Genomic DNA, 12,643 nt, shown 5'->3' on the forward strand with positions numbered 1-12,643 from the left:
CCCTGACCATCTGGCAGGACGGCGAACCGCTGCGCCGGGTGCACGGTATCGTCAGCGAGTTTGGTCGCGGTGACCGCGGTCACCGACGTACCTTCTACTCCTTGGTACTGCGCCCGGCGCTCTGGCGGCTTTCGCTGCGCCACAACTCACGCATTTTTCAGAAGACCGATCCGCTCACTATTATCAATACATTATGCGATGAACGGGGCATCAGGGAGGTGGCTTTTGCGGTCACCCGCGAGCTTGCCGAGCGCGAATACTGTGTGCAGTACCGCGAGACCGACCTCGCCTTTATCGAGCGCCTGGCGGCCGAAGAAGGGCTGTTTTATTTTCATGAATTTGAAGAAAATGGTCATCGGCTGATCTTCGCCGATGATCCTCAGGTGCTGACCAACCTCGGCGAACGCACTTACCACAGCCGTGCAGGCGGCACCGCGCCCATGCGCCATATGCGTAAACTCAGCCACACCGCTCGGGTAGCAAGTTCATCCGCCACGCTCAAAGATTACAGCTTTAAAAATCCCGCCTATGCACAGCTCCACGATCACCTGGGCCGTGACGTCGAGCAGCACGGCCAGCAAGTGGACTACGAACACTACGACTACCCCGGCCGCTACAAGCAGGACGCCTCCGGTGAGCCGTTCACACGCATCCGCCTGGAACAGCTGCGCCGGGAAGCGATCACTGCCAGCGCCGAAAGTGACCTGCCCGAACTCGCCCCCGGCCTGCGCTTTACCCTGACCGATCACGATAACGACAGCCTCAATCGGGACTGGCAGGCGATTAGCCTCATCCACCACGGCGAGCAGCCCCAGGCGCTGGAAGAGGATGGCATGCTTGTCGGTAAAGAGTCTCAGGGCGATGCCAACGGGATGACCCGCTACCACAATCAGGTCACGTTAATTCCTGGCGATACGCCCTGGCGGGCCACGCCCAATCCCAAGCCTCGCGTCGATGGCCCTCAAGTTGCCTTTGTGGTGGGCCCTGAAGGCGAAGAGATTCACTGTGATGAACATGGCCGGGTAAACGTACAGTTTCCCTGGGATCGCTACGCCGAGCCCAATGACACGGCGAGCTGCTGGGTACGCGTGGCCCAAGGTTGGGCCGGCGGCGGCTACGGCAGTATCGCCATTCCCCGTATTGGCCATGAAGTGATTATCTCGTTTTTAGAAGGTGACCCCGATCAGCCGCTGGTCACCGGGCGCACCTACCACGCCGTGAATACCGCGCCGTACCCACTGCCCGAACACAAAACCCGCACTGTCATCCGCACCCAGAGCCACAAAGCCGAAGGCTTCAACGAACTGCGCTTTGAAGACGAAGCGGGCGAAGAGCAAATTTGGCTCCACGCCCAGAAAGACCTGGAGCTGCTAACGCTTAACGACCGCACCGAAGAAATTCAAAACGACAGTCACCTTAAGGTGCACAACGACCGCATTAGCGAGATCGATAACGACGATCATCACACGGTGCATAACAACCGCCACACCCAGGTAGACGGCGACGACCACCTGAGGATCGATGGCACCCGTCATGAAAAAGTCGGCCAGGCGCAGTTGTTGGAAGCAGGACGGGAAGTGCACCAAAAATCAGGTGGTAAAACGGTCATCGATGCGGGGGCGGAGATCACCCTCAAGGCCGGGGGCAGCTTCGTTAAGCTCGATCCCAGTGGCATCACGATTGTGGGCGCTCAAGTAAACATCAACTCTGGTGGTAGCCCTGGGGTGGGGAGTGGTCAGGCGGTGTTAGATGCCTTATTGCCAGGGCATGTAGCAACCGAGCGACACGAACGCATAGCACCTTTACAGCAAAACCAGCTGATGACGGCAGCGTTACAGGGCGCTGCCGTGGTGGAAATCTGTCAACGGCTGAAGGACGGTAATAACAACAATGTTCATCGCTGTGCTCTAGGAGACAAGTGCCCATGCCGCTAAGAACGCCACCGAGGTCGGTCTTTTATTTGGTCGACTTGGCTCTCTATCCGCAGCTGTTGCGGCAGATATTCGAAATAGACGAGCGCCCCGTCTACGAGCGGCTGTATTGGCAAACAGCTTATGCTCAGCATGCACAACAAGGACCAATCTTGATCAGCCTTTCAAGTGATAGTGCCCATACTCGCGCTGCCAGTTGGGTGCAGCAGGGCGCTGCTATCGAGCTGCATAGCGATGCAACCCTTCCAGAAATAGCCGTGCATTACCGGCAATTAACCCATATTGATCGACAAGTTGGGCCTCCCGCCCTGTTTCGCTATGCCGATTCACGGCTATATGGTGGATTGGCCGGTGTATTAACCGAAGGTGAAACGCACGCGTTACTAGGGCCTGTTAACGTCATAAAGGGCGTTACCAACGGTGAGGCGTGGCGACTGGAATCCACGGCCCCTGGCGTTCAACCATTGGGCAAATTCAGATTGACGGCGGTACACCAGCAGGCGTTGCAGAGCGCGCGCGATCAAACGCTTTGCCAACAGTTGGCCAATGATCATTGTGTTTCACTTTCGCTAGTGCAGCAATGGCTCAAGCAAATGGAAGCGCTATCTTTAACGACCGAATATGCGCGCTGGGAAGGGTGCAAGCGACTTGCCGCATCAGACTATGGGACGCCGCTCTCGCCACACCATATAGAACAACTGAAGGCACATAAGGGGTCTTGGCAGGCAGTGCTGAATGAGTTGCAGATGCTGGTTAGTGTGCAAGCCCCTTTAACTGATGGTGACCACCGATGACAGACACACTTTCACCACCGCCTTTACAGCCCAGCCGAACAAGCGCGACAGGCGTCAGTATGCCTGCTCACTGTAGCGTGGGCGTTACTGTATTGATTGTGCATCGCGATACGTTGGGGCGTTATCTACCAGAAGGCACGTTGGTCAGGTTAGGGGATGCTGCGGGTAAAAGCATCAGCGCGACCATTGATGCCGAGGGCGTCAGCCGTCATGAAGGCGCTGCGCCTGGCAAGGTCGCTTGGCAATTGATGGATGCGCATGGTCAGCACTTGGTGGCGGTTGACGATGAGCCACTGGAACCCTGTCGAGCAGCGGCGGCTCCGCCTGAAGTCGATATTGCCATGGATGAAACGACGATCCAGGCCACCTATCTGCCTCCGCCTATCAGCCTCAATCTGCGCGATGAAATGACATCGCCCGAGGCCGATTTATTGAGTGAAGCTCAACTGGAGCAGCTGCGTTTGGCGGGCAATAACGCCACCCTGTTCTTGCATGGCTACAATGTGCCGCTGGGCCAGTACGGTACTTTTGCCGCTTGGGATAAGCGCAGCGATATCAATGCGCAACCGTTATTAACCACTGCCCACACGGCCAGTAGCGCCACCCTTCTTCAAGGCATTAACGCGGGCGAGCATACCTCGGCTGAGTATCGTGAAGAGCCTGATAATGGTAATGGAGCCTATAACTGGTTTGTGCACATGGAGTATCAGCTCAACCGTGCTGCCGGGATGACCGAAGAGGATTGGAGACCCTACACCCGCATGGTGGGAATCGCGTGGTTTGGCGATACGGGCAGCGTCGATTTCTTCCAGGCCGAACTCAATGCGATGGCAGCAGGACGGCGTTTGGTCGCCTTGCTTGAACAGCTTGTTGAAGCCGGCATTGCCATCAATATCATTAGCCACTCGCTAGGTGCGCGCGCGGTGCTCACGGCACTCAATATTCTCGGTGAGCAGGAGCACCATCAATGGATTGACAACGTGTATTTATGGCAACCGGCGGTTGCCGATAATGCCTTAGTCAATGATGCCTCTCAGGATAGTCATCCGCTGGGCATGGGGGTGTTCCCAGATGCCCATCAGGCCGCCAGCAAGATCGTCGTGCTGCAATCGCAGCAGGACGGGATTCTAGGGCCACCACCCAGTCAAGCAGACAGCTTCTGGAGGCAAGCTGCAGAGTACGTTCCTAGCGTTTGGCTAGGCTCAAAACTCAACGATATCTTTTCGGCGGACGACAGACTGGATGCTCTATTGGGTACCTTCGGTGGTGCCTATAACAAGAAGTGGTGGATTATACCCATTGGGCTTGAAGGCCCAGTGACCCGTTACTACGACGGTAAGGCACCCACCGATACGGTAAGGCCACCCATCCCCCGGCAGCCACCCGCAGGGCCAGACCCCTACGGCCGGGAGCGCGCGGCCCAGTCATGGGCTGTTTTCCGCGAGCAAGCCATTCAGGAAGCGCGAGACGCACTCGCCAGTGCCGACCCCTTACCCACGTATGACCTGCTGGCACCGCTAGCCCACCATGCCGTGGTGAGCGAAGAACGCGCCGCCGCCTATATCGACACCCTGCAGTGGCTGGTGGGCAGAAACTGGCGAGCAGGGAAAGCCCCACGCGCAGCGCTGGGGAGTATTGGGTTTGGTGCGGTAAGCGCCGAAAGTTTGTTTATTGAAAATTTGCTACGTAACAAAATCTTTGACTTTGTCGATCAAACCTCCTGGCTATTCGACCACTCGGGGATGAAAATTCCTAGCACTGAAGTGTTCGAGAAGAGCTATCAGGAAGGGATCGTAAGACCATTATTAAGGGAGAGTGGATTTGGTGACTATAAACCAACCTAGGAAAAAGATTATCGGTTTTGGGGCAGTCCTTTTCATTCTCCTGGCTTCGGGAGTGTTGGCTTGGCAGTTTATGGACAGGCTTGAGCCTGTTATGGCGCTCGGTGTCTCTAGCGACGGTAAATATGTAGTCACTACACACGAAGATGGTGCACTAGTGCTATGGGATGTTGAGCGCAAAAAAAGGGAGGTGCTGTCCAATGAAGCCAATATCTACAGTGCTTACTTTATTGAGGGGGGCGATGCCTTCTTATGGCAGGATCAGGATGATGTGGTACACGTGCAGCGTGTTGATGGCGAGGTGATTGAGGAATTCGAGCACTTCCCGACTTATGGGCATGTGATGGACTCAACCTTTTCCGATTATCTGGCTTCCGATATCGATTGGAATATCTTCCATGGTTACTGGGACGACATGCAGCCGGTCATGCAAGATGGTATTTCTCCTAGTTTCAAAGGATCGGGGAAAATATTGAAAATAACCCTATCAGAACAGGGGCGTAAATTCGTATCGGCAGGCTTGGGTGATCGTGAGAGCCCTGGTGTCGATGAGGTACCTGCGGTGGCGCCTGAGCGCCGATTCAGCAACTATACGGGGGTGACGCTGTGGGATCTTGATACCTTTCAGCCCATCGCTATGCTGCCAGGGAACTCGTTTAAGGTAGACGCCACTATCAGCCCCGATGGGCAGTGGGTGGCCAGTGGTGACGAGAATACTTTAGGTTTTTTTTGGAATACTCAATCCCCGGAAGAACGTCATGATATGGCTAGTTATAATTATGGCATTTTTATCGAGGGGTTGCCTGATGGGCTACCAGAAGAAGATTACCGGGATGACAGTGAATTAATTGATGTTCCAAGAAAGGAAAAACCCGATGAGCATGGCATTTATCGCCCGTTAGCCACGCCAACGACTATTGCCATTAACTTTATCAATGGCAGCGAGGAGTTCTTGCGTATTGGTTACAGCCAGTATCGGAAAGATGGCACCAGCCAGACCTATGCCGGACTGTTCGAGGCAGGTAACCCCTGGCCTCAAGCATATCTTGATTTGGGTACGGATCCTTTCCCATCGATCAACAACTACTCCCGCAACCTGAGTATCGACTCCGCACCCGACGCCAACCTACTGGTCACCGGCCATGCCTTTGGCGGCGGTATTACCGTGTACCGTTATGATCCCGAGGAGCGAACGCTAGCCAAGGCGTGGGTGGGGCGGTGAAACTAGCAAGCCTCTTAGCGAGAGCCAAACATCGTCGCCGAGAGTTAGCCGTTGTTATGCTGGTGGTCATAGGCGTTGCTGTTTGGCTCGGGTTTGCACTTAGCCGCCTGGAACCGGTGACGGCCCTAAGCCTCTCAAGCGATGGCCGTTACGTCGTTTCGACCCACGAAGATGGCGCATTAGTGCTGTGGAATATCGAGGACAAGAAACGGGAAGTGCTTTCCAATGAAGCCAATATCTACAGCGCTTACTTTATTGAAGGGGGCGACGCCTTTCTTTGGCAGGATCAGGATGATGTGGTTTACGTGCAGCGCGTTGATGGAGAAGTATTAGAAGAGTTTGAGCACTTCCCCACTTACGGGCATGTGATGTCCGACGATAGGCAGCACTACCTTTCCAGCAACAAAACCTGGAACATTTACCATGGTCATGGCGATGCTTTACAGCCCGTCTTGCTCGATAGCCAAAGCCCCAGCTTTACCGGCACTGGGCAGGTCTTGAACCTGTCGATGGGCGGCGATTTTTTCGCTTCCGGTGGCTCGGGAAGCCCGGGTGGCGAACTCGAAGACTCCCCGCCGGTGCGAGAAGAGGATGAATATCGTTTTTCCTCCAGCTATGGCGGGGTGACGTTATGGGATATTGATACTTTGGAGCCCGTTGCTAAGTTGCCGGGCAACTCATCCAAAACCTATGCCACCATCAGCCCGGATGGGCAGTGGGTGGTCAGTGGTGACGAGAATACTATCGGACTTTTTTGGGGTACGGATGAGCCTCAGGAGCGCTATCGGATGGCAAGCTATTATCATGGACTTTATCGAGACAACCTACCAGAGGGGCTCCAGGAAGATGAATATTGGGATGAGAGTGGGCTAATTGATTTCCCACGAAACGATAAGCCTGATGAACACGGCGTTTATCGCCCGCTAGCTACGCCAACGACCATTGCCATTGCTTTCATCAACGGCAGCGAGGAGTTCTTGCGTATTGGTTACAGCCAGTATCGGAAAGATGGCACCAGCCAGACCTATGCCGCACTGTTCGAGGCAGGCAATCCCTGGCCCCTGGCGTATCTCGATTTGGGCACGAACCCTTTTCCCTCAATCAATAATTACTCCCGCAACCTGAGTATCGATTCCGCACCCGACGCCAACCTGCTGGTCACCGGCCATGCCTTTGGCGGCGGTATTACCGTGTACAGTTATGATCCCGAAGAGCGAACGCTAGCCAAGGAGTGGGTGGGGCGGTGAGTTTCGGACTATCGAGTAAGTAACTCTTTACGCAAACTCATTACCCGGTTTATTGGCCAGAATCACTGCCCGCCGTGGTGCTGGGTAGCCTTCAATGGTGCGGGTGCGATCGTTAGGGTCAAGAAAATCTGCCAGTGACTGATAGGTCATCCATTCGGTTGAGCGCTGCTCTTCCAGTGTGGTGATGGCTTCATCGACTACCCGCACATTGGTGAAGCCGCAGCGCTCCAGCCAGTGGCACAGCGCTTTTGATGAAGGCAGAAAGTAGACATTAGGCATGGCGGCGTAGCGTTCGCCGGGCATAAATACTGTTTGCTCATCACCTTCGACCACCAAGGTTTCTAGCACCAGTTCGCCGCCAGGCGCCAAGGCTGCTTTAAGCTGCTGAAGATGTTCAAGCGGTGCGGGGCGGTGATAGAGCACACCCATAGAGAATACCGTGTCGAAAAAGCCTAGATTCTCGGGCACATCTTCTATGCCGACGGGTAAAAACTGCGTTCTCCCGCCGTCGGCATCGCCTACAAAGTGGCGAACCGCCTGGAACTGCCAATAAAAGCGCGGCGAAGGGTCAATCACCAATACAAACGCAGCGCCCGCGCCGGCCATCCGCCAGGCGTGATAACCGCTGCCGCCGCCCACATCAAGCACTTTGCGATACTTTAGCGGCGCCAAATGCGGTAAGACCCTTTGCCACTTCCAGTCTGAACGCCACTCTGTGTCAATATGAATCCCGCCCAACTGAAAAGGGCCTTTGCGCCAGGGTGCGAGCTTTTTAAGTAGATTAAAGCATTGGCGCTGTTGGCTATCATTGAGTGCGAGCTCAACGCTGACGGTATCGCTGTTGAGGTTAACATTACGTTCGCTAGGCAGCGAGGGCAGTTTGGCAACGGCCTTTTCCCAGGCGGGAAGATCGCCGTGGCGATTCCGGTCAAGCCCCTGGGCAAGCTGCTCGGGCAGTTTGGCGAGCCAGGCGGTGAGCGACTGATTGATGACCGCTTGATCCAAAAAAGCTTGGTAAAGGGCGCGATGATGCTCGGGTAAATCCACCTCAGCCCTCCTTAAAAGCGATCAGCGAGGCAAAGTTCAGATACTGAAACCACGTTACCGAGCGGGGAAATCCTGCGTTTGTTAAACGCCCGTGAAGCACATCCAGTGTGTCGGGCACCAGCACGTTCTCAAGCGCGGTGCGCTTCTGGCTGATTTCTAAGTCGCTATAACCATTGGCACGTTTAAAGTCGTGATAGCGTTCAACGCGCCAGGCATTGTCGCGTTCGTCAGCGTCCACGGTTTTTTCTGAAAGAATTAGCACGCCGCCGGGCTCAAGCGCTGCGTACAATTTCGCCAACAGGGCATCGCGATCAGCCGCGGGAAGAAACTGCAGCGTAAAGTTGAGAATGATCAACCCAGATGGCGCATACTCAAGCGTGCGAATATCGGCTTCTTCCACCTGCATGGCGTGATCAGAGCACTCTGCAAGGAAGGTTTGGCGTGCCTGGCTTACCATGGCGGGTGAAAGGTCGACCCCGGTATAGCGAAAAGCGTCTGGCGCCAGCGTGCCTGCCAGGGCAAGCCCGGAAGCGCCAAGCGAGCAGCCTAAGTCATAAACGTGGGCGCCATGGCGCAAATGGCGCTGGGCAATCAGACTCAGCATGCCCAGAATTTGTCCGTAGCCAGGCACTGAACGACGAATCATGTCAGGAAAGCACGCGACCACCTTTTCATCGAATGAGAACCGCGCTACTCGGTCAAGGGGTGTCGAAAAGATAGCGTCACGGTAAGATGCATCACTCATGGGCAAGCCGGGATCATGGATAGGGCGTAATAGTTTACCCGCCCTGATATGTCTATAACAGACCCTGCTACACGGATCGACGCCACTGGAGATATCACATGGCCTCAGCATCAAGCGCTACCCCCGATACGTTACCCGCTTGGCAGACGTTGAAGCATCATGCGCAAGCGCTGCAGAATGTTCACTTGAAAACGCTGTTTGGCACCGAGCCTTCGCGCTGGGAAAGCTTTACTCGCCAAGTGGCGGGCTTAACGCTGGATCTTTCCAAGCAGCGTTGGGATGACGATACTCTAGAGCACCTTTTTACGCTGGCCACTGAGGCGGGCGTGCCGGCAGCGATAGAGGCATTGCTTAGCGGCAAGCGTGTGAACGTCAGTGAAAATCGGCCCGCTTTGCATACGGCGTTGCGCTTGCCCGCCGATGCAACGCTGGACGTAGAAGGGGACGATATCGTTGCTGCGGTGCAGGAAAGCCTTGCCCAAATGGAAAGTCTGGTCAGCCGTTTACACGCCGGGCAGTGGCGTGGCGCGACCGGCAAGCCGATTCGCGATGTCGTCAATCTAGGTGTGGGGGGCTCTGATTTAGGCCCATTGATGGTAACCCACGCGCTGGCCGACTTTCGCCCCAAAGGTATTCATCCCGTAGAAGTGCACTTTGCTTCCACGATGGATGGCTCGCAGCTTGCCGACTGCTTAAGCCGGTTAAATCCTGAAACGACCATTTTTGTTTTGTCATCCAAGTCGTTTACGACCATCGACACGCTGTCTAACGCCAATACTGCCCGTGAGTGGCTCTTGGGCCGGTTAACGCAGCATGGCTCGGCGCCTATTAGTGCTGAGATGGTTGTACGCCAACACTTTATTGGCGTTTCAGCGAGTCCGGATAAAATGACCGAATGGGGCATTATGCCAGACCATCAGTTAACCTTCTGGGAGTGGGTCGGTGGCCGCTATTCGCTGTGGGGCACCATTGGACTGCCGATTGCACTCGTGGTGGGGATGGAGAATTTTCGCGAACTCCTAGCCGGTGCCCATGCCATGGATCGGCATTTTGCTGAAGCGCCGATGGAAGGTAACTTGCCCGTACTGCTTGGGCTGGCCGGTATCTGGAACGTCAACTTTCTGGACATTCGCGCGCACTCTATTTTGCCCTACGACGGGCGGCTGGAATATTTCGCGGCCTATCTCGAACAGTTAGAAATGGAATCCAACGGTAAGTCGGTCACCCGTCAAGGTCAGCCTGTCAACTACTCCACCTGCCCAGTGCTCTGGGGTCAGCTAGGCCCTAATGCTCAGCATGCGTTTTATCAATTGCTACATCAGGGCACTCAGCCCGTCGTATGCGACTTCATTGCCCCGCTTAAGCGCTACGATGAGGTGGAAGACCCGGATACCCGTCGTGATCTTAAAACCCAGCATCGTTTATCGCTGGCGAACTGCTTTGCTCAGTCGCGTGTGCTGATGCTGGGTGACGACGCTTTAGAAGACGACGGGCCACGTCCAGAGCACAAGCGATACCGTGGCAACCAGCCTTCAACCACGGTGCTGCTTGACCAGCTAACGCCGTTCACACTGGGGGCGCTCATCGCGCTCTACGAGCACAAAGTATTTGTTCAAGCGGTGATTTGGGATATCAATCCCTTTGACCAGTGGGGCGTAGAGTTAGGTAAGAAAATTGCCACGGATACGCAAAAAATTATTGATCATCAAGGTGATATTTCACTTATGGATGCTTCTAGCCGTGGCCTGATTGAGGCGTTTTGGGCCGCTGAGCAAGAATAAGCCATAGCCCTGCCACCGTGCGGCAGAGCTACTCTGACGCTTTGCTAATAAGTATGGCTAGATATACAGCTTTTTGCTTTTCAGCTATCCTGTGTTTCTTTGCCAGCTGCCAGCACTTTTTTCAGGAATCGACGTTACATGACCCAGTTTGATGCCTCTCAGTACGGTGCGAGTTCCATCGAAGTCCTATCCGGGCTCGAGCCGGTACGTAAGCGTCCCGGTATGTATACCGACACCTCACGCCCCAACCATCTTGTTCAAGAAGTCATTGATAATAGCGTCGACGAAGCGCTGGCAGGTCACGCCTCAGTTATCAACGTTGTGCTGCATAGCGATGGCGGGATTGAAGTACAGGATAACGGCCGAGGTATGCCTATCGACCTGCATCCAGAACACGGCGTATCGGGCGTTGAACTGATATTTACCAAGCTTCACTCAGGGGGAAAGTTTTCTTCCACAAGCTATCGCTTCTCGGGTGGCCTGCATGGCGTTGGGGTGTCGGTGGTTAACGCGCTCTCACGCCGATTAGATGTAGAGGTGATCCGCAATGGTGCACGCCATGCCATGGCCTTTGAGTTTGGTGAGAAAGTCGAAGAGCTGCATGAAATTGGCAAAGCGCCAAAGAGGGCGAGCGGCACCCTGGTGCGTTTCTGGCCAGATGAAAGCTATTTCGATAGCCCCAAATTAGCGCTAACGCGGCTGAAACATTTGCTGCGTGCCAAAGCAGTGCTTTGTCCAGGGCTAAAAGTCACGCTAGTAGAGCCGGATGGTACGTCCTCCGAGTGGGAGTTTGCTGACGGCCTGCGTGATTATTTGGTAGAAGCGACGGACGGTTATGAAGTGCTGCCCCGTGAGCCTTTTGTTGGCCACTTCAATGATGACGAGCACGGCGTTGACTGGGCAATTCAGTGGCTACCCGAAGGCGGGGAGGCGCTGTTGGAAAGTTACGTCAACTTGATACCCACGCCCCAAGGCGGCACCCACGTAAACGGGTTTCGTTCCGGTCTGTTGGACGCACTGCGCGAGTTTTGCGAATACCGCAGCCTGTTGCCCCGCGGTATCAAACTCACCGCTGATGATTTGTGGGAGCGCACCTCGTTTGTGCTTTCGGTGAAAATGCTCGATCCGCAATTTGCCGGGCAAACCAAAGAGCGGCTGTCTTCGCGAACCATTGCAGGCTTTGTGTCGGGCGTGGTCAAAGACGCTTTCTCACTGTGGCTAAACCACCACGTCGATCAAGCCGAAGCGATTGCTGAAATGGTGATTAGCGCGGCGCAAAATCGTCAGAAAAAAGCCAAAAAGGTACTGCGTAAAAAGGTCACATCCGGCCCCGCATTGCCCGGTAAACTGGCCGATTGTTCCGGCCAGGATCCCGCGCAAAGTGAGCTGTTTTTAGTGGAAGGGGACTCTGCCGGGGGGAGTGCCAAACAGGCACGCAACCGTGAAACCCAGGCAATCCTGCCGCTGCGCGGTAAAATTCTGAATACCTGGGAAGTTGAGACCCACGACATCTACGGCTCTCAAGAGGTCCACGATATTGCGGTCGCTATTGGTGCCGACCCAGGTAGCGACGGCCTGGATAAACTTCGCTACCACAAAATTTGTATTCTCGCCGATGCCGACTCCGACGGCCTACACATTGCCACGCTGCTGTGTGCGCTTTTTGTTCGTCATTTCCCAAGTCTGGTGGACGCTGGACACGTCTATGTCGCGATGCCGCCGCTTTATCGCATTGATCTAGGCAAAGAAGTGCATTACGCCTTAGATGAAAGCGAAAAAGCCGCGATTCTCAAGCAGCTGGCCAACAAGCGCGGCACGCCTAACGTGCAGCGATTTAAAGGCCTGGGTGAAATGAACCCGCTACAGCTACGTGAAACGACGATGGCGGTAGAAACCCGTCGACTGGTTCAGCTCACGTTGACCGAAGGCGACGGCACCATGGAAATTATGGATATGCTGCTGGCCAAAAAACGTGCCGGTGACCGCAAAAAGTGGCTGGAAGATTACGGCAACCTCGCAGACATTGAGGTATAAC

At 54.9% G+C, this 12,643-nt stretch carries 9 protein-coding genes; 7 read left to right on the forward strand and 2 right to left on the reverse strand.

What is annotated here, in order from left to right; translation table 11 throughout:
* The 5 genes from ACTH5D_RS06140 to ACTH5D_RS06160 all read left to right on the forward strand — a co-directional run.
* The coding region (locus ACTH5D_RS06140) for a type VI secretion system Vgr family protein (protein WP_441669300.1) at positions 1-1,934 on the forward strand (1,934 nt) is incomplete at its 5' end.
* Positions 1,925-2,725: a DUF4123 domain-containing protein gene (locus ACTH5D_RS06145; protein ID WP_441669302.1), complete on the forward strand. Its 801-nt coding sequence runs from the start codon at positions 1,925-1,927 to the stop codon at positions 2,723-2,725. The genes ACTH5D_RS06140 and ACTH5D_RS06145, both read left to right, overlap by 10 nt.
* The gene (locus ACTH5D_RS06150; protein ID WP_441669304.1) at positions 2,722-4,569 is read left to right on the forward strand and encodes a hypothetical protein; all 1,848 of its coding nucleotides are present in this window, start codon (positions 2,722-2,724) and stop codon (positions 4,567-4,569) included. The genes ACTH5D_RS06145 and ACTH5D_RS06150 overlap by 4 nt, the downstream gene beginning before the upstream one ends.
* Positions 4,570-4,660: 91 nt before the next feature.
* Positions 4,661-5,788: a WD40 repeat domain-containing protein gene (locus ACTH5D_RS06155; protein ID WP_441669306.1), complete on the forward strand. Its 1,128-nt coding sequence runs from the start codon at positions 4,661-4,663 to the stop codon at positions 5,786-5,788.
* A complete protein-coding gene (locus tag ACTH5D_RS06160) occupies positions 5,785-7,035 on the forward strand; it encodes a WD40 repeat domain-containing protein (protein ID WP_441669308.1) in 1,251 nt (416 codons plus the stop codon). The genes ACTH5D_RS06155 and ACTH5D_RS06160 overlap by 4 nt, the downstream gene beginning before the upstream one ends.
* 27 nt (positions 7,036-7,062) lie before the next feature.
* On the opposite strand, the gene cmoB is transcribed toward ACTH5D_RS06160, so the two are convergent.
* Entirely contained in the window at positions 7,063-8,082 is a 1,020-nt protein-coding gene (gene cmoB, locus ACTH5D_RS06165; RefSeq protein ID WP_441669310.1) for a tRNA 5-methoxyuridine(34)/uridine 5-oxyacetic acid(34) synthase CmoB, read from the reverse strand.
* A gap of 1 nt (position 8,083) precedes the next feature.
* Positions 8,084-8,827 (reverse strand): carboxy-S-adenosyl-L-methionine synthase CmoA, encoded by a 744-nt coding sequence (cmoA, locus tag ACTH5D_RS06170; protein WP_441669312.1) that lies wholly within the window; start codon positions 8,825-8,827, stop codon positions 8,084-8,086.
* A gap of 98 nt (positions 8,828-8,925) precedes the next feature.
* Between cmoA and pgi the strand changes: the two genes are divergently transcribed.
* The gene (gene pgi / locus ACTH5D_RS06175; RefSeq protein ID WP_441669314.1) at positions 8,926-10,608 is read left to right on the forward strand and encodes a glucose-6-phosphate isomerase; all 1,683 of its coding nucleotides are present in this window, start codon (positions 8,926-8,928) and stop codon (positions 10,606-10,608) included.
* 138 nt (positions 10,609-10,746) lie between these two features.
* On the forward strand, positions 10,747-12,642 hold the full coding sequence (gene parE / locus ACTH5D_RS06180) for a DNA topoisomerase IV subunit B (protein ID WP_441669316.1): 1,896 nt from the start codon (positions 10,747-10,749) through the stop codon (positions 12,640-12,642).
* Position 12,643: the final 1 nt, after the last annotated feature.

It is taken from the genome of Halomonas sp., from assembly GCF_052095695.1.
Taxonomy (GTDB): Bacteria; Pseudomonadota; Gammaproteobacteria; order Pseudomonadales; family Halomonadaceae; genus Vreelandella.